Origin of the sequence: Sporofaciens sp. SGI.106 (genome assembly GCF_050314255.1) — a bacterium.
Lineage (GTDB): Bacteria > Bacillota > Clostridia > Lachnospirales > Lachnospiraceae > Claveliimonas.
In genome coordinates this window covers 1-26145 of the sequence record NZ_JBNPMZ010000003.1, presented here as the reverse complement: position 1 = coordinate 26145, position 26145 = coordinate 1, and the positions used below count along the sequence as shown (strand labels likewise).

General features: G+C 44.2%; 25 protein-coding genes, 2 tRNA genes, 1 pseudogene and 1 other annotated feature. Of the genes and pseudogenes, 23 read left to right on the top strand and 5 right to left on the bottom strand.

Annotated elements, in window-relative coordinates; genetic code table 11:
• Positions 1-22: 22 nt before the first annotated feature.
• A tRNA-Met gene (locus tag ACQRCC_RS03235) sits at positions 23-96 on the top strand.
• Positions 97-173: 77 nt separating this feature from the next.
• Here ACQRCC_RS03235 and ACQRCC_RS03230 read toward each other — a convergent pair.
• Both ACQRCC_RS03230 and ACQRCC_RS03225 read right to left on the bottom strand, forming a co-directional pair.
• On the bottom strand, positions 174-338 hold the full coding sequence (locus ACQRCC_RS03230; protein ID WP_427849367.1) for a DUF6774 domain-containing protein: 165 nt from the start codon (positions 336-338) through the stop codon (positions 174-176).
• 397 nt (positions 339-735) lie between these two features.
• The gene (locus tag ACQRCC_RS03225) at positions 736-2232 is read right to left on the bottom strand and encodes a phosphomannomutase/phosphoglucomutase (RefSeq protein WP_427849366.1); all 1497 of its coding nucleotides are present in this window, start codon (positions 2230-2232) and stop codon (positions 736-738) included.
• A gap of 177 nt (positions 2233-2409) precedes the next feature.
• Between ACQRCC_RS03225 and ispF the strand changes: the two genes are divergently transcribed.
• The 12 genes from ispF to ACQRCC_RS03165 all read left to right on the top strand — a co-directional run bounded on the left by ispF (position 2410) and on the right by ACQRCC_RS03165 (position 14713).
• A complete protein-coding gene (gene ispF, locus ACQRCC_RS03220) occupies positions 2410-2961 on the top strand; it encodes a 2-C-methyl-D-erythritol 2,4-cyclodiphosphate synthase (RefSeq protein WP_427849365.1) in 552 nt (183 codons plus the stop codon).
• Positions 2909-3988 (top strand): GNAT family N-acetyltransferase, encoded by a 1080-nt coding sequence (locus ACQRCC_RS03215; RefSeq protein WP_427849364.1) that lies wholly within the window; start codon positions 2909-2911, stop codon positions 3986-3988. The genes ispF and ACQRCC_RS03215 overlap by 53 nt, the downstream gene beginning before the upstream one ends.
• 157 nt (positions 3989-4145) lie before the next feature.
• A complete protein-coding gene (locus tag ACQRCC_RS03210) occupies positions 4146-4853 on the top strand; it encodes a response regulator transcription factor (RefSeq protein ID WP_427849363.1) in 708 nt (235 codons plus the stop codon).
• Positions 4825-6921: a sensor histidine kinase gene (locus ACQRCC_RS03205; RefSeq protein WP_427849362.1), complete on the top strand. Its 2097-nt coding sequence runs from the start codon at positions 4825-4827 to the stop codon at positions 6919-6921. The genes ACQRCC_RS03210 and ACQRCC_RS03205 overlap by 29 nt, the downstream gene beginning before the upstream one ends.
• 82 nt (positions 6922-7003) lie before the next feature.
• Positions 7004-7234, top strand: a binding site (T-box leader).
• Positions 7235-7440: 206 nt separating this feature from the next.
• Positions 7441-8130, top strand: coding sequence for a serine O-acetyltransferase EpsC (epsC, locus tag ACQRCC_RS03200; RefSeq protein WP_427849361.1), 690 nt, complete (start codon positions 7441-7443; stop codon positions 8128-8130).
• Positions 8117-9526: a cysteine--tRNA ligase gene (gene cysS, locus ACQRCC_RS03195; RefSeq protein ID WP_427849360.1), complete on the top strand. Its 1410-nt coding sequence runs from the start codon at positions 8117-8119 to the stop codon at positions 9524-9526. Before epsC ends, cysS begins: the two co-directional genes overlap by 14 nt.
• Entirely contained in the window at positions 9511-9978 is a 468-nt protein-coding gene (locus tag ACQRCC_RS03190) for a Mini-ribonuclease 3 (protein WP_427849359.1), read from the top strand. Before cysS ends, ACQRCC_RS03190 begins: the two co-directional genes overlap by 16 nt.
• Before the next feature lie 2 nt (positions 9979-9980).
• Positions 9981-10751, top strand: a complete 771-nt coding sequence (gene rlmB / locus ACQRCC_RS03185; protein WP_427849358.1) for a 23S rRNA (guanosine(2251)-2'-O)-methyltransferase RlmB — start codon at positions 9981-9983, stop codon at positions 10749-10751.
• Positions 10752-10807: 56 nt separating this feature from the next.
• A complete protein-coding gene (sigH, locus tag ACQRCC_RS03180) occupies positions 10808-11422 on the top strand; it encodes an RNA polymerase sporulation sigma factor SigH (protein ID WP_427849357.1) in 615 nt (204 codons plus the stop codon).
• A 183-nt stretch (positions 11423-11605) separates the two neighbouring features.
• On the top strand, positions 11606-12286 hold the full coding sequence (locus ACQRCC_RS03175; RefSeq protein ID WP_427849356.1) for a hypothetical protein: 681 nt from the start codon (positions 11606-11608) through the stop codon (positions 12284-12286).
• Positions 12258-13085 carry a class C sortase gene (locus ACQRCC_RS03170; protein ID WP_427849355.1) on the top strand — a complete coding sequence of 276 codons (828 nt, stop codon included), beginning with the start codon at positions 12258-12260 and terminating at the stop codon, positions 13083-13085. The genes ACQRCC_RS03175 and ACQRCC_RS03170 overlap by 29 nt, the downstream gene beginning before the upstream one ends.
• Positions 13086-13150: 65 nt before the next feature.
• Positions 13151-14713 carry a SpaH/EbpB family LPXTG-anchored major pilin gene (locus ACQRCC_RS03165; protein ID WP_427849354.1) on the top strand — a complete coding sequence of 521 codons (1563 nt, stop codon included), beginning with the start codon at positions 13151-13153 and terminating at the stop codon, positions 14711-14713.
• 63 nt (positions 14714-14776) lie between these two features.
• Here the strand turns inward: ACQRCC_RS03165 and ACQRCC_RS03160 are convergent.
• Positions 14777-14849, bottom strand: a tRNA-Thr gene (locus ACQRCC_RS03160).
• Between the two features lie 150 nt (positions 14850-14999).
• Between ACQRCC_RS03160 and ACQRCC_RS03155 the strand changes: the two genes are divergently transcribed.
• Both ACQRCC_RS03155 and ACQRCC_RS03150 read left to right on the top strand, forming a co-directional pair.
• The gene (locus ACQRCC_RS03155) at positions 15000-16667 is read left to right on the top strand and encodes a glutamine--tRNA ligase/YqeY domain fusion protein (RefSeq protein ID WP_427849353.1); all 1668 of its coding nucleotides are present in this window, start codon (positions 15000-15002) and stop codon (positions 16665-16667) included.
• A 6-nt stretch (positions 16668-16673) separates the two neighbouring features.
• The gene (locus ACQRCC_RS03150) at positions 16674-18083 is read left to right on the top strand and encodes a PLP-dependent aminotransferase family protein (protein ID WP_427849352.1); all 1410 of its coding nucleotides are present in this window, start codon (positions 16674-16676) and stop codon (positions 18081-18083) included.
• 88 nt (positions 18084-18171) lie between these two features.
• Here the strand turns inward: ACQRCC_RS03150 and ACQRCC_RS03145 are convergent, their stop codons facing one another.
• Entirely contained in the window at positions 18172-18528 is a 357-nt protein-coding gene (locus ACQRCC_RS03145; protein WP_427849351.1) for a hypothetical protein, read from the bottom strand.
• A gap of 188 nt (positions 18529-18716) precedes the next feature.
• Between ACQRCC_RS03145 and cls the strand changes: the two genes are divergently transcribed.
• From cls to ACQRCC_RS03125, 4 genes are all read left to right on the top strand, one after another.
• Entirely contained in the window at positions 18717-20273 is a 1557-nt protein-coding gene (cls, locus tag ACQRCC_RS03140; protein ID WP_427849350.1) for a cardiolipin synthase, read from the top strand.
• Positions 20274-20402: 129 nt separating this feature from the next.
• Entirely contained in the window at positions 20403-21677 is a 1275-nt protein-coding gene (locus ACQRCC_RS03135) for an adenylosuccinate synthase (RefSeq protein WP_427849349.1), read from the top strand.
• A gap of 186 nt (positions 21678-21863) precedes the next feature.
• Positions 21864-23312 carry an aminoacyl-histidine dipeptidase gene (locus ACQRCC_RS03130; protein WP_427849348.1) on the top strand — a complete coding sequence of 483 codons (1449 nt, stop codon included), beginning with the start codon at positions 21864-21866 and terminating at the stop codon, positions 23310-23312.
• A gap of 114 nt (positions 23313-23426) precedes the next feature.
• Positions 23427-23597, top strand: coding sequence for a hypothetical protein (locus ACQRCC_RS03125; RefSeq protein WP_427849347.1), 171 nt, complete (start codon positions 23427-23429; stop codon positions 23595-23597).
• A gap of 25 nt (positions 23598-23622) precedes the next feature.
• Here ACQRCC_RS03125 and ACQRCC_RS03120 read toward each other — a convergent pair whose 3' ends face one another.
• A complete protein-coding gene (locus ACQRCC_RS03120; protein WP_427849346.1) occupies positions 23623-23859 on the bottom strand; it encodes a hypothetical protein in 237 nt (78 codons plus the stop codon).
• A 141-nt stretch (positions 23860-24000) separates the two neighbouring features.
• On the opposite strand from ACQRCC_RS03120, the gene ACQRCC_RS03115 reads away from it, so the two are divergent.
• The 4 genes and pseudogenes from ACQRCC_RS03115 to ACQRCC_RS03100 form a co-directional block, all read left to right on the top strand.
• A complete protein-coding gene (locus ACQRCC_RS03115; RefSeq protein WP_427849345.1) occupies positions 24001-24507 on the top strand; it encodes an SEC-C metal-binding domain-containing protein in 507 nt (168 codons plus the stop codon).
• Between the two features lie 15 nt (positions 24508-24522).
• On the top strand, positions 24523-25395 hold the full coding sequence (locus ACQRCC_RS03110; protein WP_427849344.1) for an aldo/keto reductase: 873 nt from the start codon (positions 24523-24525) through the stop codon (positions 25393-25395).
• Positions 25396-25481: 86 nt separating this feature from the next.
• The gene (locus tag ACQRCC_RS03105) at positions 25482-25796 is read left to right on the top strand and encodes a DUF1540 domain-containing protein (protein WP_427849343.1); all 315 of its coding nucleotides are present in this window, start codon (positions 25482-25484) and stop codon (positions 25794-25796) included.
• Between the two features lie 97 nt (positions 25797-25893).
• A pseudogene (locus tag ACQRCC_RS03100) lies at positions 25894-26145 on the top strand (AI-2E family transporter); the annotation flags it as partial.

Genomic DNA, 26145 nt, shown 5'->3' with positions numbered 1-26145 from the left:
TGTTGCAACACAAACTAAATATGGCGGGATAGCTCAGTTGGCTAGAGCACACGGTTCATACCCGTGGTGTCGCTGGTTCAAATCCAGTTCCCGCTACTCGCGTGAAACGCGACATCAAGAGACAGAGTAATCTGTCTCTTATTTTGTGTTGTGAAAAAGCATAACATTATAGTTTATTCTTTATTTTTACGAGCTGAATTCCTGGCAATTATAACAGCAAGCATATCGCCCAGCGCTGTGAGGTTTGTGGCGAGTATTGCAAGTTCATCCTCAGAAAGACATACGGAGAGTTTACAGGCAATTGTTGAGAGGAGATAGAGATCAGAGCAATTATTCATAATATACTGACACCAAAGCACTTTTGATTTATATTATGCGGAATTATGAAATTTGTTTGGGGATAAAACTTCAAGAAGTTGGGAACATATCAAAATAACTGTTTAGATTACGTGTCAGATTTTAATTTTTAATTTTTTACATGTAGAAAAATTGTAGTCCTACGTGTGGGATAGGAAAAAAGACATTTTTCCACGTAAAAAATAACGAAAGATACGTGTGAAAGGGAAAAATTAGTAGTTTCCCACGTAGAGAATGCCTAAAACTACGTGTCAGATGGAAGAAAAGTAATTATTCCACGTAAAAAGGGGCGTTGCAAAATAGATGAATAGTCTATTGAGTAGTCATTCACTTTTGCAGCCCCTTCATATGTTTTAGTGTTTCTAAACCATGCCAGTATTAAATTACTTCCAGCTTATCAAATCCATTCAGTAATTCTCTTACAATTGCAATCATCTTATCGCAGTCTCCCGGACGCACACCTTCCATGTTAAGAGGCATAAGAGGATCATGCAGGGAGAGACGAAGAAGCATCCAGCCCTTTACATCCTCGGAATCGAAGGAAATGCGGACTCCTTCGTAGGAATTCGGTGCTACAGCGTAGCCTGCAGCCTTTGCGCGTTCCTCGAACTGTGCCAGAACATTCTGACCATAAGATGCGAAGTCTTCGCAGGTAAGCTTCATACGATATTCCCGTTCATCAATTCCCTTTTCCAGTTTTTCAATAAAGGAACCAAGAGCTTTTCCTTCTTTTGCGGCAAGTGCAGCGGCAATCAGAAGTTTTACAGCCATGTATGCACCGTCATCCAGGTAGTAATTTTCACTTAATGCGCCGTGACCGGAGGTTTCGATGGCAAGTGGTGACAGAATACCTTCTTCATTTAAACGTTTGCACTCATTAATAACATTCTTGTATCCGCGTTTAAAACGATGATGCTTCATCTGAAGCTCTTTTTCCAGGAATACGGTCAGTCTGTCTGAGGTAACGGAATCAGTTACGATTGTACCGCCCGGATAGTCTTTTGCAAGAATTGCAGCCATCATTGCAATAATGGCATCACGATTCACTTCGGAGCCATCCGGCAAAACAGCGGACATACGGTCTACGTCTGTGTCGAAAATAATTCCCAGATCGGCATGGTTATCAAGAACAGCTTTGCGGATGGCCTCCATTGCCTGTTTGTTTTCCGGATTAGGAATGTGGTTCGGGAACATTCCGTCCGGTTCCAGGAACTGGCTTCCTGAAGTGTCTGCTCCCAGCGGTGCGAGAACCTGGTCTACGAAGAAACCGCCTGCTCCATTTCCGGCATCTACAACAATGTGAAGTCCCTTTAACGGATGCTCATAGTCTTCAGCATTTACGCCTGCACATATTTTTTTGCGAAGACTCTTGGTGTATGCATCAAGACTTCTGCAGCTTTCTGCCTTCCGGTCTGATGTAGCAGGGGTAAGTGTCTTTGCGATAGTCAGAATCTCGGTGATATCACTTTTTTCCAATCCTCCGTCGGGATTAAAGAATTTCAGACCGTTTCGGTTGAATGGAAGGTGGCTTGCGGTAATCATAACAGAACCGTCAAAGGCAAATTCCGGAAAGACCACCGTCATGAACATGGATGGAGTGGAAACCAGACCGCAGTCATAGACGGAAGCACCTGCAGTGAAAAGCCCCTGGAAGAAAGCTTCTTTCATTTTTTCAGCAGTAATACGGGAATCGTGTCCGACACCGATTCGAATATCTTTTGCCTCTTTTCCGGTACGATTGGATAACCATTGTACAAAAGCCTGTCCGATTAAGTTCACAGCATCAGGGGTAAGATTTACAGCTTCGCCTTCTACACCTTCAGCGGCAACACCTCTTACGTCACTGCCATTTTGAAGTTTCATTAAATCTACCATAATAACAATCGCTCCTTTATATTTCTTATTGTGAAAATATTGTATCACAGGAACAACTGTGTTGTAAACACAGCAGGAACCGGGCAAAATAATTGCATTGATAAAATAATCATAAAATGGTAATGTTATGGTATGCGAATGGCGGGGGAAAATAATTGATGGAAGTGAGGAATAGATATGCGTATTGGCATGGGATATGATGTTCATAAACTGGTAGAAGGAAGAGACCTGATTCTGGGTGGGGTCAGCATTCCTTACGAGAAAGGACTTTTGGGTCATTCGGATGCGGATGTGCTTCTGCATGCAATTATGGATGCTTTGTTGGGCGCGGCAGCACTTGGAGATATCGGGAAACATTTTCCGGATACGGATCCAAAATATAAAGGCGCATCCAGTATAAAGCTTCTGGAACATGTAGGAAGGCTGATTGATGAGAAAATGTATGTAATCGGCAACATTGATGCTACCATTATTGCACAGCGGCCGAAGATGGCACCGCACATTGAGCAGATGAGAAAAAATGTGGCGGATGCTCTGCATATTGATGTGGATCAGATTAATATTAAGGCAACGACAGAAGAAGGACTTGGCTTTACCGGATCAGGGGAAGGAATTTCTTCCCAGGCGATAGCATGCCTCGAGACTATTGCAAATTACAGTTATGCGGTTGCAACGGATGAAGAGCGCGGATGCGCAGGGTGCAACGGATGCCCTCATTCAGACAGATAACGGAAAGGCTTGGGAAGAAAAGATGGATATATACAAATTAGATAATAGTGAACGCCAGATGACCCGGGAACTATATGAAGAAATATTTTCCGAAGACAGTAAGGCATTTGTCGACTATTATTATACGGAGAAAACGAAGGATAATCAGATTTATGCAGTGAAAGAAGATGGAAAGCTTTGTGCCATGCTTCATCTGAATCCCTATACCATTCTGGTAAACGGAAATGAAAAACAGGCTCACTATATTGTGGCGGTGGCTACGAAAGAAGAGTACCGGAAAAGAGGTTTCATGTCTGCCCTTATAAAACGGGCGCTTCAGGATATGTATCAGGCGGGTGAGACCTTTACTTATCTTATGCCTGCAGCGGAGAAAATTTATCTGCCGCATGATTTCAGAACCGTATATGAGCAGGATATAAAATATTACCAACCTGGAGAAACAGAAGAAGGAATGGAAGTGTCCAAAGCCGTGGAGGCGGACTGTGAGGCTCTAGCGCAATGGGCGAATTATATGCTTGGCGGCAAATATCAGATATTTGCAAGAAGAGACGAAGCTTATTATCAGCGTCTTATTCGGGAATGTGGAAGTGACGGCGGAAGTCTTATGATATATCGGAAAAATGGTGAGATTACAGATTGTCGTCTGTACTATCCGGATGAAGAAGAGCCGAAATCTGAAAAACCGAAGATTATGGTACGGATTGTGGATGTTCGTCGAATGCTCATGTCGGTAAGGCTCAAAAGCCTTATGGCAGCATGCTTTCAGATTACAGATCCGATTATTCCGGAAAATAACCGTTGTGTAACTATCACCGGAACAGAGTTTTCGGGAGTAATGATGATGGACAGTAAGCCCGAGAACAGCGAGGGAACAATTACTGTGGCAGCACTTGCGAGTCTTCTTTTTGGTGCCAAGAGTGTGGACGAGGTGTGCGAAGAAGAAGGCGTGCAGATGTCAGAGCGGATGAAGGGTGAGATGGAGAAGATTGTGCCTCTGTCTCAGATATATTTGAATGAAGTTGTATAAAAGGGTAGGGGACGGTTCTCTGTCCTGGTTCAGTTGACGGAACCAGGACAGAGAACCGTCCCCTACCCTTTAGAAAATCTTTAGAATTCTCAGGTTTTTCTCTTAAGATTTATAGGTTATAGTATTTACAGATAAAAGAAAATCAGGGGGGATTGTTATGGAAGTGAATCATGTGCTGGTGGTGGAAGACGACAAGGAAATCCGCGAAGGCATTGAGATATATCTGAAGAGCCAGGGATATGTGGTGTTCCAGGCGGCGGATGGAGTGGAAGGACTTGAGGTGATAGAGCGGGAAGACATTCATCTGGCCATTGTGGATGTTATGATGCCGAGGATGGACGGGATTGCCATGACGGTGAAACTTCGGGAAAAATATGATTTTCCGGTTATCTTCCTGTCTGCAAAATCAGAAGAGGTAGATAAGATCATGGGGCTTAACATGGGAGCGGATGACTATGTTACGAAGCCGTTCACACCGATGGAACTTCTTGCCAGGGTGAATTCCCAGCTTCGCCGTTACCGGAAGTTCCTGGAAAAGCTGGGAGATAAGGCGGAGACTGCCAATATACATACGATCGGCGGTTTGGAGCTGAATGAGGATACCGTAGAGGTTACGGTGGATGGAGAGGCGGTGAAGCTGACTCCCATTGAATACAAGATATTGCTGCTGCTTATGAAAAACCCGGGAAGAGTATTTTCCACAGAAGAAATCTACGAACGGGTATGGAATGAGCGGGCGGTGAATACGGATACCATCATGGTACATGTGAGAAATATCCGTGAGAAGATTGAGATTAATCCGAAAGAACCGAAATATTTGAAGGTGGTGTGGGGTGTTGGATACAAAATTGAAAAACAGGCATAAATTAGCGGTTATTGTTATTTTATCAACCATATTACTGGCGGCTTCTGTGGTGGTTTCACAGTATCGGGGATGGAGTAATGAGCAGCAAAGCGCCATGCAGCAGGAAAAGCATGATGCGGTGACATCGGAAGAGTTCCTGAGTCGTTTTGCAGAGGCCAGCTATATTCTTTACAATACGGAAAATGGGAAATCGTCAGATGAGATAAGATCCGAATATTCGGGAATGGTGAGTGAATATGAGGCGTTCTATCCATATCTGGATTACGTTGTGTTGGATGAAAACCGGGAGACGGTGGAGAGAAGCACGGTTAATTCCACCCAGGGAGAGCTTTCCGAAAGCCGGCTTTATGATGAGGACTTCGCAATCGGGATGGTCATGATCTATGATGAAAATGGAATTCCCGTGGTGGGACTGAAACAGGGAGAGTATGAATCAGAGCAGGGCAGGGTACTCAGACAGGCAATCCAGAGTTTTCTGAGTACGATGAACAATGAGGATGGAGAAATAACAACAGAGGAATATGCGGAAGACACAGGAAATGCAGGAATGCCGAGAAACCGGACCTATATTTTTGCGATGACAGAGGAGAATCTGAACGAGTATCTGGCAGACTGGACATTGGAAGGAATTCACCCTTCCGATAATATGGCAAATCTAATCATGATTCTCCTTTTGCTGGTGGCAGCGACGGCGTGGGTTTATCCGTGTTTTCGCTCATGGGAAACAGGAAATGAAATCATATTCCGGGCACCGTTAGAAGTGGCTGCCATAGTACTTATGATAGTCATCACCATTGTGGCTGAAAATATGGGCTGGCTTGTTTATCGAAATGACGGCAGAGCCGACGGATCAGATTTCCTCATATGGGCGACATTGTTTGCTCTGATTTACTGGGGATCGGCCTGTTTAAGCCCTGTAAGCAGGATGGGTGTGAAGAGATATCTGAAGGAGAGATGCCTCATCGGACGTTACTGGCGCCGGGTGATTTCAGCTATCAGGCGGGGACTGAAGTTCTGTGTTGAAAAGATACGAAATGGATGCAGGAGAGCCTATCATTCCCTGGCAAATATTGATCTTCGGGAGGACGGTACAAAGACGATTGTGAAGATTGTTGTATGCAACTTTGGAATCCTGGCTGCTGTCTGTACCATGTGGTTTTTTGGAATCCTGGCACTGATTATTTACTCGGTTATTCTCTTTTTTATCCTTCGGAAATATTATCAGGACGTACAGAGGAAATATGCACTCCTTCTGGAAACAACCGGGCAGCTTGCAGCCGGTAATCTGGACGTGGAGATCAGGGAGGATCTGGGAATTTTCAATCCTTTCAAACCGGAAATAGAGAAGATTCAGAAGGGATTTAAACAGGCGGTAAATGAGGAGGTGAAGAGCCAGAAGATGAAGACGGAGCTCATTACCAATGTTTCCCACGATCTGAAGACTCCGTTGACAGCCATCATTACCTACGTGAATCTGCTGAAAGAGGAAAAGGACGAAGGGAAGAAAAAGGAATATATTGACGTGCTGGAGCGGAAGTCTCTCCGGCTTAAGGTACTGATTGAAGATCTGTTTGAGATCAGTAAAGCCAGCAGCGAGACTGCGATTCTGAACCTTGTCGATGTGGATGTTGTAAGTCTTTTTAAACAGGTGAAGCTTGAGACGGAAGAGAGATTTCGGGACACAGACATCGAATTCAGGTGCATTTATCCGGAAAAAAGGCTGATTGCATCTCTGGATAGCCAGAAAACTTACCGCATATTTGAAAATCTTCTGGTAAATATTTCAAAATATGCACTTCCGCATACGAGAGCCTACGTAGAGATACTGGAGTGCGATGGGATGGCGGTTGTACGGATGAAGAATGTTTCCAGAGAAGAATTAAATTTCAATCCGGATGAGATTACAGAGCGTTTCGTTCGGGGAGATGCATCCCGAAATACGGAAGGAAGCGGACTTGGCCTTGCAATTGCAAAAAGCTTTACGGAGCTTCAGAAAGGAAAATTTCGGATAGAGACAGAGGCAGACCTTTTCAAGGTTGAAATTCAGTTTTTGTTGAAAAAGGCATAAATAAAAGTACATAATTGATGGATTTTAAACAATGGTTGACAAAATCCCGTTTTTCACATAGTATAGTCTATAGTGATATTTGGTAAAGACGAAGAACGGAAAGAGTAACGGGATTCTGGAACTGACAGAGAGAGATTGTCACCGGCTGAAAGCAATCTTAAGGAACACACCTGTGAAGTGCATCCGGGAGTCGATCCGGCGAAGAACGACCAGTAGCCGGGTACGTAGGGCATGCGTTAAATGCAAAGGAGTGGAGGGCTTTTTTGAAAAGTTCTCTAATAAGAGTGGAACCGCGGATTATTTCGTCTCTTACGCTGTGTGGCGTAAGAGACGTTTTTTCGTCTGGTAGAGATTGCGGTCATCCGGATGAAAATCCCGAGATTGTGCTTGCGCAAATCCCGGGAGATTCATACGGATAGTTGCAGGGCACCTGCGACTGAGTGAGCGAAGCTCACGAAGTGACCGCAAACAGTATCTGGGATTTCACTCATGAAAGTAAGGAAAAGGAGGTTATTCTGAATGGGATTATTAAAATACGTGAAGGAGGAACTGCAGGTTATTAAGGAACGCGACCCGGCGATCAAGTCTAATATGGAAGTATTCCTTTACCCCAGTTTCAAGGTTATCATGAGCTATCGGGTAGCTCATAAGCTTTATATGAAGAAACATTATTTTCTGGCCCGGTGGATATCTCAGCGGGCAGCAAGAAAAACAGGAATTGAGATTCATCCGGGAGCAAAGATTGGAAAAGGACTCTTTATTGACCACGGAACCGGTGTTATTATAGGAGAGACCACAGAAATCGGCAATAACGTAACTCTTTACCAGGGTGTGACCCTTGGAGGAACGGGTAAAGAAAAGGGCAAACGTCATCCGACCCTGAAGGATAATGTAATGGTAAGCGCCGGAGCGAAGATCCTTGGCTCCTTTACCATCGGTGAAAATTCCAAAATCGGTGCCGGAAGCGTCGTGCTGAAGGAAGTGCCGCCGAATTGTACTGTTGTTGGAGTGCCGGGACGTATCGTCAAGATGGGGGATCAGAAAATCCCCCGCTCAGACATGGATCAGGTGCATCTGCCTGACCCGATCAGTAATGATATCCGGGCATTGCAGGACGATAATGTCCGTCTTTTAAAACGGGTAAATGAACTGGAAAAATGCATGAAAAATATAGAGAAAAAACAGGAGGACGAACATGAAACTTTATAACACAATGAGCAAAAGAAAAGAAGAATTTGTTCCGGTAGAGGAAGGAAAGGTAAAGATGTATGTCTGCGGACCTACCGTCTATAACTTTATTCATATCGGAAATGCGAGACCGATGATCGTATTTGACACGGTGCGCAGATATTTCGAATACAAGGGTTATGATGTAAATTATGTATCCAACTTTACAGATGTGGATGATAAGATTATCAAAAAGGCAATCGAAGAAGGTGTGTCTGCTGATGAGATCTCCAAACGTTATATTGCAGAATGCAAGAAGGATATGGAAGGAATGAATATTAAGCCTGCAACCAAGCATCCTCTGGCTACAGAGGAGATCTGCGGCATGGTAGATATGATCGGTACTCTGATTGAAAAAGGCTATGCGTATGAGAAGAACGGAACGGTATATTTCCGTACCAGACAGTTCAAAGATTATGGAAAACTCTCCCACAAGAATCTGGATGATCTGCGTTCCGGTAACCGTTCCCTCCTGGTAAGCGGTGAGGACGAGAAGGAAGATCCGTTGGATTTTGTACTCTGGAAACCGAAGAAAGAGGGAGAACCTGCATGGGAGTCACCATGGTGCGACGGTCGTCCGGGCTGGCATATTGAGTGTTCTGTTATGTCCAAGAAATATTTAGGTGAGCAGATTGATATTCACGCAGGTGGAGAAGATCTGGTATTTCCACACCATGAAAATGAGATCGCTCAGAGTGAGGCGGCAAACGGCAAAGAATTTGCAAAATACTGGATGCACAATGCATTTTTAAATATCGATAACCGTAAAATGAGTAAATCTCTGGGCAACTTCCGCACCGTTCGTGAGATCAGTGAGCAGTATGATCTTCAGGTCCTGCGTTTCTTCATGCTGAGCGCTCACTACAGAAGTCCGCTGAATTTCAGTGCTGATCTGATGGAAGCTTCTAAGAATGGTCTGGAGAGAATTGTCAATGCGGCAGCCAACCTGAAATATATTATGGAAAATGCGGCAGCAGCTGAGATGACGGATGCAGAGAAGGAAGCACTGGAGAAGACGCAGGAGTATGTAAAGGCATTTGAGGATGCAATGGACGATGATTTCAATACAGCTGATGCGATCGCAGCAGTCTTCGACCTGGTTAAATATGCCAATACAACTGCAAAGGCTGAAGTCTCTTCTAAAGAGTACGCAAAGGCATTGCTTGATCTGCTTGTGAAGCTTACAGATGTGCTTGGTCTGATTGTGGATAAGAAAGAGGAACTTCTGGCAGAGGATATCGAGGCATTGATCGCAGAACGTCAGGCAGCACGGAAAGAGAAGAACTTTGCCCGTGCGGATGCAATTAGAAATGAATTACTGGAAAAAGGTATTATTCTGGAAGATACCCGAGAAGGAGTAAAATGGAAAAAGGCATAGAATGGCAGTTTGATTCCTTGATGCAGGAGATGTTCCATATGCAGGAGGTGGATATTCACACATATTCACCTCTTGCTTTGGCATTTATCGGAGACTGCGTCTTTGATTTGATTATTAAGAGCCTGGTTCTGAATCAGGGAAATAAGCAGGTACAGAAGCTTCACAGAGAGACCAGCCGGATCGTGCAGGCATCCTCCCAGTCACAGATGATGCGGGAGATTCAGGATCATCTGACGGAAGAGGAGCATGCGGTATATAAGCGGGGGAGAAATTCCAGGACGGTTACTCCGGCGAAAAATCAGTCGGTGACGGATTACCGCCGTGCAACCGGATTTGAGGCGCTGATCGGTTATCTGTATCTGAAAAAGGAATGGAAGCGGATTCTGGAGCTGGTGAAGATCGGACTGGATTCGCTGGAAGAAAATCATTTAACAGAAAAAGATGGAGAATAAATATGGGTGAAAAGCGAACGTTTAAGAATACAGAGGAAAACGGACTTGTTGTAGAAGGACGTAATGCGGTACTGGAGGCATTTCGCTCCGGAAGACCGATTGATAAACTGTATGTGCTGGATGGCTGTCAGGACGGACCCATCCGGACGATTGTGCGGGAAGCGAAGAAGCATGACACGATTATACAGTTCGTGGATAAGGAGCGACTGGCTCAGCTGTCCGAGACGGGAAAGCATCAGGGAGTGATCGCCCATGCGGCAGCCTATGAATATGCGGAAGTTGAGGACATGCTGGAACTTGCAAAAGAGCGCGGGGAAGATCCATTTCTCATTCTTTTGGATAATATTGAGGATCCGCACAATCTGGGAGCAATCATCCGTACCGCCAATCTTGCAGGTGCGCATGGAGTCATTATTCCCAAGCGCCGTGCAGTGGGACTGACAGCAACGGTGGCAAAGACATCTGCAGGAGCGCTAAACTATACTCCGGTTGCCAAGGTGACGAACCTGGTGAAGACTATGGAAGAGCTGAAGGAAAAAGGCCTGTGGTTTGTATGCGCGGACATGGGTGGAGAGTCCATGTATCAGCTGAATCTGAAAGGCCCCATTGGTCTGGTGATTGGAAATGAGGGAGAGGGTGTCGGCCGTCTCGTGAGAGAGACCTGTGATTTTGTGGCAAGCATCCCTATGAAAGGTGACATTGATTCTCTGAATGCGTCGGTGGCAGCGGGAGTTCTGGCATACGAGATCGTGCGTCAGAGACTTACCCGGTAGGGCGCTGGTTCACTCTGGCATCCTGAAGGGAAAGATTTGGAATATGAGGAAATAATATGGCAAATTATGAGACCATGACGGATGAACAGCTGATTCGTAATCTTCAGAATGGTGAGAAGGAGATTATGAATTATATCATGGAAAAATATAAAGGTCTGGTGCGCAGGGAAGCCAAGGCAGTCTATCTTCTGGGCGGGGAAAATGATGACCTGATTCAGGAAGGGATGATCGGGCTCTTTAAAGCGGTACAGGATTATGATGTAAATCAGAATGTGTCATTTTACAGCTTTGCGAAGCTGTGTATTACCAGACAAATGTACAGTGCGATTACAGCTTCCAAGCGGAAGAAACATCTTCCTCTGAATTCCTATGTGTCATTATATGATAAAGCGGAGGGAGAAAAAAGCGAGAGAGTGCTGGACACTATAGAAGCGGGCGGAGAGACCAATCCGGAGGAAATCCTGCTGAGCAAAGAGAATATCCGGAATCTGGAGGAGGAGCTGGATGCTCAGCTCAGTGAGCTTGAAAAAAGGGTTCTGTATCTGCATCTTCTGGGTACGGATTACAGAACGATTGCCGGTCTTCTGGATAAAAGCCCCAAAACGGTAGATAATGCCCTGCAGAGAATTAAGAACAAAGCAGAAAAAATAGTAGAAGAGATGGGGCATTAACTGAATAAAGATAAGATTTAGAGAAAGCGGTTTGAATGAGAAAATTATTCGAGCCGTTTTTTTGTTATTTAAATTAATTTACATAAAAATATATGTAAACTATTGAAAAGCGGTGAATTATGTAATATAATACGTGCAATAAGAGATTTACATAAAATAAAATCAATTAGAAAAGGTAAGTGTATGAAAAGAAATAAAAAAGAAAAAAACCTGTTTTCGCTTGGATTCGTTCTGATTGCATTTTTCTGCAGTGTCTGTATCTGTTCTGCGAAAGAGAACGCTGAATGGTTGTGCAGTATTACGCTGGAATTACAGGATACCGGGATGATGAAGGGAAATTACGGGTTTCAGGTCTATCGGATCGGAGAAGCAGAGATGGAAGGGGAACTTCGATACCGTCTGATGAATGTCTATCAATATCTGGGTGTGGATTTGAATCAACTGTATCTGGCCGGGCAGCAAAGAGAGGCAGCCCGAAGGTTCAGATCCGCACTGTCTCTGTCGACTCTCATCAGGGAAGGGTGTACGGATCAGGAAGGAAAGCTATGTTTTGAGTCAATGAGCCCGGGAGTCTATCTGGTCATACAGTCTGATTATCCATCCGATATAGAAATAGAGCCATTTCTTGTATTTCTGCCCTATTACATAGATGGAGGATGGGAATATCATCCTCGAATCGCACCGAAGGTAAGCAATTATACAGAAAAAACTGTCAATGAAATCTGGGATAAAGGGGCGAAAACCGGAGACAGTCCGGAAATGCAAATATATCTTGCTTTGATATTTGGAAGTTTGATGACGGCAGCTGGTGTGACGATGAAGAGAGGGTGGGACGGTGGAAGAAAAGAAACTGAGATTAAATAGAGGAACAATTACCTGCTGTGTGATATTTATCCTGTGTATCGCTGTTATGGATTACCCTTTTGTGGCGCGCTTGTATAACGAATGGGTGCAGGGTGAGGTGGCGCTGAATTATAAGAGCAGGACGAAAAATGCCAGAGAGGACTGGGAGGCACAGTGGGAGCAGGCGGTGGAATATAATCGGAGGCTTGCCAGTGGAACCGGAGATCCGGAACCGGTTCTACTGGAAGATGCAGGGGAGGATGATGTGATGGCTCTGATCGAGATACCGAAGATACGTGTATCCCTGCCGGTATATCAGGGAACATCTCAGGCTGTACTGCAGAAAGGAGCCGGGCATCTGGAAGGGTCATCTCTCCCCACGGGAGGATCCGGGACCCATACAGTTATATCGGCACATCGTGGGCTGCCGGACTGCAGGATGTTCACTGATCTGGATCAGATGAAGGCGGGAGATGTATTTTTTATCCACTTTCTTCAGGAAATCCTGGCTTATGAGGTGACGGAGACTGAGATTGTGCGGCCGGATCAGACGGAATCACTGGCAATCTGCGAAGGTGAGGATCTGGCAACTTTGGTTACCTGTACTCCTTATGGGATTAACACTCATCGAATGTATGTGCATGGAAGGAGGATCCCTTATGAGGATTCCTTAAGGGATGCGGCATTTCGGGAAGGAAAGAAAGGCTGGTGGATACAGTACTGGTGGATCGCGGCAACGATAGCCCTCCTTGGGTGGATGGGAATATTGCTGGCGCTTCTGAATAAAACAGAGGGGAGGAGAGAGACGGACATGAAGTGAAGATTATATTTGTATTAGTGAAAAACCATAACAACATTGTGTATTAAAAAAGGAGGATGATGAATATGAAGAAAAAGCAAAAGACAGTGAGATGGATAGCAGGTATCATGGTTTTATTTTTGATGGGGACACTGATGGTGGGATTCGGATTCCTGATGCCAGTAACGGCACGGGCAGCCGGTAATACTGTCATTGATGGTACGGCATCGACCGGAAGTTTGAAGATTATCCGGACGGATAACACTCCGGAGCGTACACCACTTGGAGGAGCGAAATACTCCATTTACAGGATCATGAGTCTGACACCGGGGACAGCATCCGGAGAATTTGCTGCCTATGAAAAAGAAGATGCCTTCCGGGATGTTCTGCAGGGAGTAGAGCCGGATCAGCTTCTGGGAGAATATTCGGCAGAGGAGTTGGATGCCCTTGCGGTGGATCTGGAGGCAGCATCGGTGAATGCGGAAGCAGAACAAACGAAAGCAACATCAGGAACAGGTATTTGTGAATTTTTCAGTCTCCCACTTGGCTATTATCTGGTAGTGGAGACGAAGGCGCCTGCCGGATACATTGCGGGCAGCCCCTTCCTTGTAGCGATTCCGTCTGCCGATAATTATGAGACCGGAGCAGAGGGAACACAGTGGGTTTACGATGTAGAGGTTATGCCAAAGAGCGGGGAGATATCCATTCACAAAAAGCTTGCGGATACGGTAGATGGAAGTGTGGCGGCCGATGACTTTGTACAATATGTTGTGACAGCGGAGATTCCGGATTACACAGATAATTATGAAAGCCCTGTATTTGAAATACGGGATATTATGAGTGACGGGCTGGAGGTTCAAAATGATGGAACTCACGGGATCACAGTTAAAGTAGGAGACGCTCCGGTGTTAGCGTCAGACACTACATATACGATGGCAGCCGAAAATAAGACAGGTAACGAGGCGGATCTGGTCATTTCTTTCCAGAATGCTTATATTAAAGCAAATACGGGAAGCCATGTTGAAGTAACCTATTATGCCAAGGTAACAGACCGGGCAGTGATGGGAACAGCCGGAAATCCGAATAAGGCGGTTTTGGTTTACAACAGTAAACCGGGAACAGAGGCGACGGCAGAATCTTCGGAAATACGGGTATACAGTTTTGGAATCCGGGTGGAGAAGTATGCCGGTTCCAATCAGGCCTTAAATGGTGCGCAGTTTGAGCTATATGAAGACGCTGCGCTGACCAGGCAGATCGGTGTGGCAAAGACGACGGATGAGACCGGTATCCTGAATTTTGAACGGTTGGATGAGGGTGTTTATTATCTGAAGGAAACGAAGGCGCCTGCCGGTTATACACTGCTTACGAATCCGGTTAAAATAGAGATTACAGCCAGTAAAACAAATGGAATCGCTTCGGGAGGCCATACTCTTAAGGTGAATGATAAAGACATACTGGAAACACAGGGAATATTTGTGACAAGATTGGACAGCACTTCCGGTATATCTACGGTGGCGGTAAAAAATCAGAAAGGCTTTTCCTTACCGGCCACAGGAGGACGGGGAATTCTGTTATTTCTATTCGTGGGAATGTCGGGAATTGCAGCAGTTACTGTTGGTGTGATCCGCCAGAGTGGGAAGAAGAGATAACACAGAATGCGCAAAAAAAGAGCATCACATCTTAACTAAATTAAAATGCAACACTCATTTGAAAGCTGTCGAGCGGAATCGAACCGCCGACCTCCGCCTTACCAAGGCGACGCTCTACCGACTGAGCCACGACAGCACGCATATTTCATATGCAACGTGATTAATATACAATACAAAGTGGTGGTTTGTCAATGGGAAAATGAAAATAATTCTACGGTATTGTCGAACTTTTAGAAGTATGATAAGATAAAACACATGATTAGACTAAAATTTCAGGGAGGGCGCCATGGGAGAAGAAGTGGTTTCTAAAAATTTTATTGAACAGGAAATAGATAAAGATCTGGCGGAGGGTGTTTATTCAGAGGTGTGTACCCGTTTTCCACCGGAGCCGAACGGATATTTGCATATCGGACATGCTAAGTCCATTCTGCTGAATTCCGGACTGGCAAAAAAATATAATGGAACTTTCCACCTTCGGTTTGATGATACGAACCCTATGAAGGAGGATACGGAATTCGTTGAGTCCATTAAGGCTGATGTTGAATGGCTGGGAGCCGATTTTAAGGATCATCTGTATTTTGCTTCAGATTATTTTGATATTATGTATGAATGTGCGGTAAAGCTGATTAAGAAAGGTAAGGCATTCGTATGTGACCTTACTCCGGAAGAGATGAGAGAATATCGTGGAACTCTGAAAGAGCCTGGAAAGAACAGTCCGTACCGTGACCGTTCCGTTGAAGAGAACCTGCGTCTGTTTGAGGAGATGAAGGAAGGAAAATATAAGGATGGAGAGAAGGTTCTCCGTGCAAAAATTGATATGGCATCTCCGAACATTAATATGCGTGATCCGGTTATTTACCGTGTGGCACATATGAGCCATCATAACACAGGTGACAAATGGTGCATTTATCCAATGTACGATTTTGCACATCCGATTGAAGATGCTGTAGAGAAAATCACACATTCTATCTGTACTCTGGAATTCGAAGATCACCGTCCACTTTATGACTGGGTGGTTCGTGAGTGTGAGTTTGACCCGGCACCGAGACAGATTGAGTTCGCTAAGATGTATCTTACAAATGTGGTTACCGGAAAGCGTTATATTAAGAAGTTAGTACAGGATGGTGTTGTGGACGGATGGGATGATCCGCGTCTTGTGACCATTGCTGCCCTCAGAAGAAGAGGATTTACACCGGAGTCACTGAAGATGTTCGTGGATCTCTGCGGAGTATCCAAGGCACAGGGTTCTGTAGATTATGCGATGCTGGAGTACTGTATCCGTGAGGATCTGAAGATGAAGCGTCCGCGAATGATGGCTGTTCTGGATCCGATCAAACTTGTGATCGATAATTATCCGGAAGGGGAAGTAGAGTACCTTGATGTGGATAATAATCTGGAGAATGAAGAACTGGGCAAGAGAAAGGTTCCGTTCTGTCGGGAACTTTATATTGAACGCGATGACTTTATGATCGAGCCTCCGAAGAAATACTTCCGTCTGTTCCCTGGCAACGAAGTTCGCCTGATGCATGCATATTTTGTGAAATGCGAAGGCTATGAGACGGATGAAAATGGTAATGTAACGGTGGTACACTGTACTTATGATCCGGAGACAAAGTGTGGAACCGGCTTTACAGGCAGAAAGGTGAAGGGAACCATTCACTGGGTACCTGCTCCATATGCAAAACAGGTGGAAGTGCGTCTGTATGAGAATCTGATCGATGAAGAAAAAGGTGTCTATAATGAAGAGGATGGTTCTATGAATCTGAACCCGAATTCACTGGAGGTTCGTAAGAACTGTTTCGTGGAGCCAAGCTTTGATGACGCAAAGCCATATGACAGCTTCCAGTTTGTGAGAAACGGATATTTTTGTATTGATGCTAAGGATTCTAAGGAGGATGCACTGGTATTTAATCGTATTGTATCTCTGAAGAGTTCCTTTAAGTTGCCGAAATAACAGAGAATGAATGAACTGACGATTAATCTGAAATCAAAGGATAAAGCGCCGCTTTATGAACAGATATACCAGTATATCAAGGAGAATATTCAGAGTGGTAAGATTCCATACGGAGAGAAGCTGCCATCCACAAGGGCTCTGTCCAGACATCTGGAAGTAAGTAGAAGCACGGTAGAGCTTGCATATGAGCAGCTTCTGTCAGAAGGATATGTGGAGACGGAACCCTGCCGTGGCTATTATGTGGCACAGATCGAGGAACTCTATCACCTGGATGCGATGGAAGTTTCGCCGGATACGGAACAGAAGCAACAGGAATCCAAAAGGAAATACCGCTATGATTTTACACCGAATGGAGTGGATCTGAAGAGTTTTCCATATAATGCATGGAGAAAGCTGTCCAGGGAAATCCTTTCAGATGACAGGGTGGAGTTGTTCCGCTCCGGAGATTCCATGGGAGAATACAGTTTTCGTAAAGCTATCTGCACCTATCTGTACCAGGCGAGAGGGGTAAACTGTACGCCCTCACAGATTATTGTAGGAGCTGGAAGTGATTATCTTCTGATGCTTCTGTGTGCCATTTTAGGCAGAGAGCATATAGTTGCAGTGGAGAATCCGACATATAAACAGGCTTACCGGCTTTTTCGAAGTCTGTCATATAAAGTGGTTCCTGTAGATATGGACCGCTATGGTATGAAAGTGGAAGAACTGCGGGGAGAAGATGCAGATATTGCCTATGTGACTCCGTCCCACCAGTATCCTACGGGAATCGTAATGCCGATTAAAAGGCGGATGGAGCTTTTGCGGTGGGCAGATGATGCAGATGGCAGATACATTATTGAGGACGATTACGATAGTGAATTTCGATACAAGGGAAAACCCATACCGGCTCTTCAGGGATATGACCGGCATGAGAAAGTGGTGTATCTGGGAACATTTTCCAAATCTATTGCACCGGCTCTTCGCCTTAGCTATATGGTACTGCCCAGGCCGCTTTTGAAGAACTATGAGGCGAACTGCCGCTTTGTGAATTCTACGGTTTCCAAGGTGGATCAGTTGATTGTCCAGAGATTTATTGAAGAGGGTTATTACGAACGTCATCTGAATAAGACCCGTGCACTGTATAAAAGTCGTCATGATCAGCTGATTGCGGGGTTAAAACCGCTTTCCGGTCAATGCTGTATATCGGGAGAGCATGCGGGAGTACATCTCCTTCTGACCTTTGTTAATGGAATGACGGAACAGGAACTGATTGCCCGGGCGGAAAAAGAAGATATTCGTGTCTATGGACTTTCGGATTATTTTGCGCGAAAGGATACACAGGAGAAGTCAACTGTCCTGTTGGGATATGCGAATCTGACAGAAAAACAGATTCAGGAAGCGTGTAAGATACTATGTAATATCTGGCGCACTAAATAGAGGGTTTTAATGCGGTTTGCCGCACAAAAAAATAGATTACGCTGATGCGTAATCTATTTTTTTCCCCGTGTAATACCCTTAGAGAAAACTATGCTTCTTCGTTCTCTGCCTCAGTTTCCTCAGCTTTTTCTTCGGTTTCTACAGCTTCCTCTGCAGCTTCAACTTCTTCTTTAGCTTCTTCAGTCTCAACATCAGCCTCAACATCAGCTTCTTCAGCTTCGTCATCTTTAACAGCTTCTTCAGTCTTAGGCTGAGTATTCAATGGCACATATTCACGATCAGAAACAGGTTTTAAATCATGATCAAGATCGAAATCCTCATCTTCAAAATCGTCTGTCGTTTCCTCCTCTTTCGGAGAATCTGATTTCTTCAGATAGTAGACAAGACCTGCGATGGCACTACCCATAGCAGCAAGCCCTAATAAACGTTTGCTCCATTTAGACATATGCATGACTCCTTTCTTTCGGTTAGCATGTACGTTACTACATATTGTAATACTTTTTGACGAAAAAAGAAAGCCAAAAAGTATTAAATAATTATAAAGGAAACTGGCGTTCTTGTGATAAATAAAATGTTGTGATATAATTATTATTTAAACTGGAGATGAAGGTTTTGTGAAGGGGGTTTTACGGAATGATAGAGGCATCGGGTAAAGCAAAAAAAGGGATTCAGAGAATTATATTCAGCCGGGCGGGTATATTTCTCCTGCTGATTCTTCTGCAGCTGGGACTTTTTGTGGTCACATCGGAGATTTTGCAGGAATACATGATTTTTATTCACGGATCGTTTACCGTTCTTGGTGTTGTTGTGTTGATCTATATTATTAATTCAGAGGGGAATCCCGCATTTAAGATGACGTGGATGCTGTGTGTTATGGCATCTCCTGCGGTAGGAACTCTTGGATATATTTTTGTAAAAAATCAGATTGGATCGAGATGGATGGGCGAGCGGCTTGCTACGCTGAAACTGGAGACGGATCCTTATATGCAGCAGGATATTGAGGTTATGGATGCGCTTCGGGAGAGCAAACCGGCAAATGCTAATCTGGCCCACTTTCTTTCCGGACCTCTGGGCTTCCCGACTTATCGAAATACCGAAGTCACCTATTTTCCTTTGGGAGAAGATAAATTTGAAGCATTAATCCTGGAATTGAAAAAAGCAAGAAAATTCATTTTTATGGAATATTTTATCGTAGAGGAAGGGTATATGTGGGAGACTATCCTGGATGTCCTGATTGATAAGGCGGCCCAGGGTGTGGAGGTGCGCTTTATGTATGATGGCATGTGTGCTATTTCCATGCTCCCGTATGATTATCCTGAACAAATTCAAAGATACGGGATCAAATGTAAAATGGTCAGCCCTATCCGCCCGTTCCTGTCTACGGTACAGAATAACCGTGATCACAGAAAAATCTGTGTAATTGATGGAAAAACAGGATTTACCGGCGGCGTGAATCTTGGCGATGAGTATATTAATAAAAAAGAGAGATTCGGACACTGGAAGGATACTGCCATCATGCTGAAAGGAGATGCCGTTCAGAGTCTGACCATGCTCTTTCTTCAGATGTGGAACGTAGATGAGAGACAGCAGGACAATTATCAGAGATATCTGACGCCAAAGAGACCGATGACAGATCCGAATCTGGGCTATGTGCTGCCATATGGTGATAGTCCGTTTGATAACGAAAACGTGGGTGAGGAAGTGTATTTCCACATACTGAATCATTCGAAAAAATATGTACATATCATGACGCCGTATCTGATTCTGGATAATGAGATGATCACTACTCTTACCAGGACTGCAAAAAGTGGCATAGAGGTGATTATCATCATGCCTCATATCCCGGATAAATGGTATGCATTTGCGGTGGCGAAGACTTATTACAGAGAACTGATCAAGGCTGGCGTTCAGATCTATGAGTATGAGCCGGGATTTGTGCATGCCAAGGTGTTTGTCTCCGATGATGATACGGCAACGGTAGGAACGATTAATCTGGATTACCGCAGTCTCTATCTGCATTTTGAGTGCGGTGTATTTATTTATGACAATGCAGTGGTGAAGGATGTGGAAGAGGATTTCCAGAATACACTGAAGCGTTGTCACAAGGTAAGTCTGATCGAAGTGAAGAAACAGCCGCTGCATCTGAAGGTAGCAGGACATGTCCTTCGATTATTTGCTCCATTGATGTAAAATTATTTATTTTATTCGTGCAAAATAGTCATGTACAATACGGAAAAAATATTGTATAATGCTTAAGTGGTTTTAGAAATTATTATCATCGAATAAACAAAACAGAGACGACACACAGGAGGAATCGTTATGGTAAAAGCAGTAGTAGGAGCCAATTGGGGTGACGAAGGCAAAGGAAAGATTACAGATATGCTGGGAGAAAAAGCGGATATTATTGTTCGTTTCCAGGGAGGAGCTAATGCCGGACACACAATTATAAATAACTATGGTAAGTTTGCACTTCACACGCTGCCTTCGGGAGTGTTTTATGATCATACAACCAGTATTATCGGAAATGGTGTGGCACTGGACATTCCGGTATTATTTGGTGAAATTCAGTCTATTCTGGATAAAGGTGTTCCGATGCCGAAGATTCTGGTTTCAGACCGTGCGCAGATGGTAATGTCATACCATAAGAATTTTGATGCATATGAAGAAGAGCGTCTGGGAGGAAAATCCTTTGGTTCTACAAAGTCCGGAATCGCGCCGTTTTATTCAGATAAATATGCAAAGATCGGCTTTCAGGTAAGTGAGCTGTTTGATGATGAACTGTTAAAGGAAAAAGTAGTACGTGTGGCAGAGCAGAAGAATGTTCTTCTTGAGCATCTGTATCACAAACCGCTGATTAATCCGGATGATCTGTATCAGGAGCTTCAGGAATATAAAAAGATGGTTGAGCCGTATGTATGTAATGTATCCCTCTTCCTTCACAATGCATTGAAAGAAGGAAAGGAAATCCTGTTAGAGGGTCAGCTTGGTTCTCTGAAGGATCCGGATCATGGAATTTATCCGATGGTAACATCCTCCTCTACTCTGGCGGCATATGGTGCGATCGGAGCCGGTATTCCTCCGTATGAGATTAAGCAGGTGATTACCGTATGCAAGGCATATTCCAGCGCGGTAGGAGCAGGAGCATTTGTAAGTGAGATTTTCGGAGAAGAGGCAGATGAGCTGAGACGCCGTGGTGGAGATGGCGGAGAGTTTGGTGCTACTACCGGACGTCCGAGACGTATGGGATGGTTCGACTGCGTCGCTTCCAAATATGGATGCAGACTGCAGGGAACTACAGATGTGGCATTTACGGTACTTGATGTACTGGGATATCTGGATGAGATTCCGGTATGTGTGGGCTACGAGATTGACGGAGAGGTTACAACCGAATTCCCGACAACACATCTTCTGGAAAAGGCAAAACCGGTTCTGAAGACACTTCCGGGATGGAAATGCGATATCCGTGGAATCAGGAAATATGAAGAACTGCCGGAAAATTGCCGGAAATATATTGAATTTATTGAAGAACAGATTGGATATCCGATTACCATGGTTTCCAATGGACCGGGAAGAGAAGATATCATTTACCGTTAAGGATGATGAAGAGGCTGTGCATATGCATGGCTTCTTTTTTCTTTGTTTTATTCATCCTGTACTTGCCTCTGAGTTTGAGCTATAATAATATAGAAAAGATGGCAGATGATTCCAGTTTTTTGGGGTGAAAGGCTGGAAACAGGCATGCCACAGGTATGAAAAAGAGGTACGAGAGGAGAACTAACAATGGACGTATTAACAAACTATGAACCAAAAGAGGCACTGTATTATTTTGAACAGCTTACCAAAATCCCGAGGGCTACATACAACTGTAAAGCAGTAAGTGATTACTGTATGAAATTTGCTCAGGATCTGGGGCTGGAATGTTATCAGGATGAAGCTTATAATGTGGTAATTAAGAAACCCGGAACACCGGGATATGAAAACGCCGATCCGGTAATCATGCAGGGACATTTGGATATGGTTGCTGTAAAAACAGAAGGCAGTACACATGATTTTTCAAAAGATCCACTTGAGCTTTTTGTGGAAAATGGAAAAGTAGGTGCAAAAAACACATCTCTTGGCGGAGATGATGGTGTTGCCATAGCATTAACAATGGCAATCCTTGCAAGTAAGGATATTCCGCATCCGCCGATTGAAGCACTTTTTACCGCTGATGAAGAACAGTCCATGAATGGTGCAAAGACAATAGATATGAGCCTTTTTAAAGGAAAAATGGTTATGAACATTGACGGGGAAGAAGAAGGGGAATTCGTTGTGGGATGTGCCGGAGGATTTATCTGCAGAGTGCATATTCCATATACACTTGTGGAAGAGACCGGAAAAAAGGTAAGTGTTACCATAAAGGGATTGACAGGCGGCCACTCAGGTGTGGAAATCCAGAAGCAGCTTGCAAACTCTAACAAATTAATGGGACGTGTTCTCTATAACCTTTCCAGGGATCTGGATTTTAATCTCATTAATATCAATGGTGGGGTAGCTGCAAATGCAATTTCTCAGTGTACTTCAGCAGAGCTGATCGTCGCACCGGAACACGCCGATGAATTTATTGCACGTTTTAAAGCATATGAACCGGTTCTGAAAGCAGAATATGGCGGAGATGAAGACGGTATGGTGCTGGAGGTGGCAGATGAAGGTGAGGCAGCTGTGCAGGCAATGGATGCAGATGCAACCTGCAAGATTATTTCCTATCTTTTCGGTGCACCGGACGAAGTACAGGCATATGACCGTTCCTTCCGTGAATACGTTGAAACATCTCTTAATACGGGTATCCTTAAGACGGACGATGGAAATGTATGGGTTGAATATCAGGTTCGAAGCTCTGTAAAATCTAAATTAGAGGCCATGAAAGAAAAGATGGAAATGTGGGCGGAGCTTGTAGGCGGATGGTGTGAAACATTTGGCGATTATCCGGCATGGGCTTATAAAGAAGATTCAAAACTTCGTCAGATCATGGTTAAGAAATATATGGAAATGTACGGAAAGGAACCATCTGTATACCTTACACACGGTGGCCTTGAAGGCGGTATGTTCATTGAAAAGAATCCGGACCTTGATATCGTTTGCTTCGGATCCAATCTTTACGATGTACATTCTGTAAATGAGCGCCTGGAAATCGAGTCATTTAGACGTACATATGAGTTTATTTTAGAAGTATTAAAAGAATGTAAATAAAAAATGGCGAAAGCAGACATATTTGCAGGAAGGAGAGCATAGAATAATAGGGCGGGGAAACACAGGAGAAGGTTTAGAGGGTATAAATAATTAGTAGAAATGGAGGTAATTGGTATGGAACAGGAGACAAAGAAAGAAGTCGACAAAAGAAACGGTTATCAGGAAATTATTTCCATGGAAGAATATCTGGACAAAAGACGGAAAATGAAAAGAAATGAAAAGAGTAAGATGAAGAAAATGCAGGAAAAAAGCCCTGCGTGGATTCTGGCAGGGCTGTATATGTGAGGCGTACCTGAATATTAATAATGAGCTAAACTGTATCATCGGAATTGTCGTCGGGAAACTTCCGGTCATCCTTCCGGGTGATCCGGTAGACGAGAGTATAGGCGTAGATCAGCACAGGAACAACGATGGTACATACAATGGATGCCTTGAAAAACCCCATAGTTTCGGAATGATCTGTGAGTGCAAAAAAGAGAGTACTTCCATACAATATGATGAGCAGTGCTGCGCCGACAAGAGCAAGAATTCGTTTTGTCTTTTTCATTTCGTTATCACCTCCTGTGATGAGTACAGGACAATTATATCTGGAATGGAGTAAAAATGCAAAAGAAAGCTTTGAAAAAATGACAAAATGTTATATAATAGGGCGTGCAAAATAAATAAAGATACAAAGGAGTATATTGATATGAGTCATACATTATTAGAAAAATGGAGAGCAACCGCATATAACGAACAGGCTGATAAGAATCAGCTTCAGAGATTCTGGGCAACCTATTTCCAGATCGAAAAGGAGATTTATGAGGATCTTCTCTCTCATCCGGACGAAGAGGTTCGCGGAACTCTGCCACAGCTGGCGGAAAAATATGGTCGTGACGTTATGACTATGGTGGGCTTCATGGATGGAATCAATGACAGCCTGATAGAGCCAAACCCGATTGAGACAATGGATGAGACAACAGAGCTGAACCTGGTATATGACAAGGCTCTTCTTTATAAAAACATGGTAGCAGCAAAGGCTGACTGGCTGTATGAACTGCCACAGTGGAAAGAGATTTTCACAGAGGCTGAGCTGAAAGCTCTTTATAAGGAGCAGAAAGAATCCGGAACAATCCGTAAGGAGAAGAAGATCGGACGTAATGATCCGTGTCCGTGCGGAAGCGGAAAGAAATATAAAAAATGCTGTGGTAAATAGTTGAGGAGAAGGCGAATGACAGAATTGCATAGTATGCAGGATGGATTCGTACTGAATAATGGTGTGAAGAACCCCTGTGTAGGTTTTGGTACTTATAAGACGGCGGACGGAAGTGATACCGAAGTTCTGAAAATGGCGATCAAGGCCGGATACCGGTATTTTGATACAGCTTCATTTTATGGAACGGAAGCTTTTCTTGGCGAATCCATTCGTGAGATGGGAATTCCAAGGGAAGAACTGTTCCTGACTTCCAAGCTCTGGAAAACAGAGATGGGATATCATGAGACGAAACAGGCATTTGAGGAGACTCTTAAGAATCTGGGAACGGATTATCTGGATCTGTATCTGATCCACTGGCCGCTTCCGGAGGATGGATATCAGGACTGGAAGAAGCTGGATATAGATACCTGGCGAGCAATGGAGGAGTTATACCGTGATGGAAAAGTCCGGGCAATCGGTGTCAGCAATTTCCTGCCTTACCATATTGAAAATCTGCTGGAGAACTGTGAAGTGAGACCGGCGGTGAATCAGATCGAGTTTCACCCCGGATATACACAGGAGTTTACGGTTCGTTACTGCCAGGAGCAGGATATCCTGGTGCAGGCCTGGAGCCCGATCGGCAGAAGTTCTCTTTTGAATCATCCAATGCTTATGGAAATGGCGGAACGCTATGGTGTTTCGGTTGCACAGCTCTGTATCCGTTATGCGCTTCAGAGAAATGTAGTTCCGCTTCCCAAATCTTCTGCTATGGAAAGAATGAAGCAGAATCAGGATGTATTTGGCTTTGAGATTGGAAGAGAAGACATGCTACGCCTTGGCAGTATGGCACAGACCGGATGGTCCGGTCTTCATCCGGATGGAGGAAGCGTCCGAAGCGCATCGAAATAGCCGGAAGAGCAGATTGATATTTATGCATATTTTTGAGATGGATGCAGATACTACTTCTGAGGAATAAACGAAAAGGAGGTATTTGTATGCCAGAATTAAAATGTACGGTGCAGACCTGTACCCATAATAAGAACTTTTACTGTGATCTGGATTCAATTCAGGTAGGAGGAGATTCTGCAAGACGTGCGGATGAGACCTGCTGTGACAGTTTCGAGGAGCGAAAGGGTGATACCTACAGCAATATAACCGGGGATGCATCTCCAACAAGCAATATCGACTGTAAAGCGGTAGAGTGTATGTACAATCAGGAATGCAAATGTCATGCAGGAAAGATCAGTGTAGAAGGAAGCAATGCCTGTCATTGTGGAGAAACGGAGTGCGCTACATTTAAGTGCAGTTGATGGTTTCGACAAACAGTAAATAAAGAAAATGAAAAGGATGCAGCAGATTGTAAATTTGTTGCATCCTTATTTGCTTTTTTGGGCAGAGATTGTTATAATGTCAGTATATGTGCAGAAAGGTAATCGGGGAATCATGAAAGAAACACAGGAAAATCGGAATCAGACGCAGAATCAGCAGACCGGAGGGTATTATGGAAACCGTCCGAATCTGACGAATAAAGGACCGTCAAAGCTTCGGCAGCAGTTCGGAAGGGGCATGACATATTTTCTGGTAATTGCAGCCAGTATCGTGTTTTATTTTGCGCTGCTTAGGCTTACCAATCTTTCAGATGTATTTGCAAAGATTATC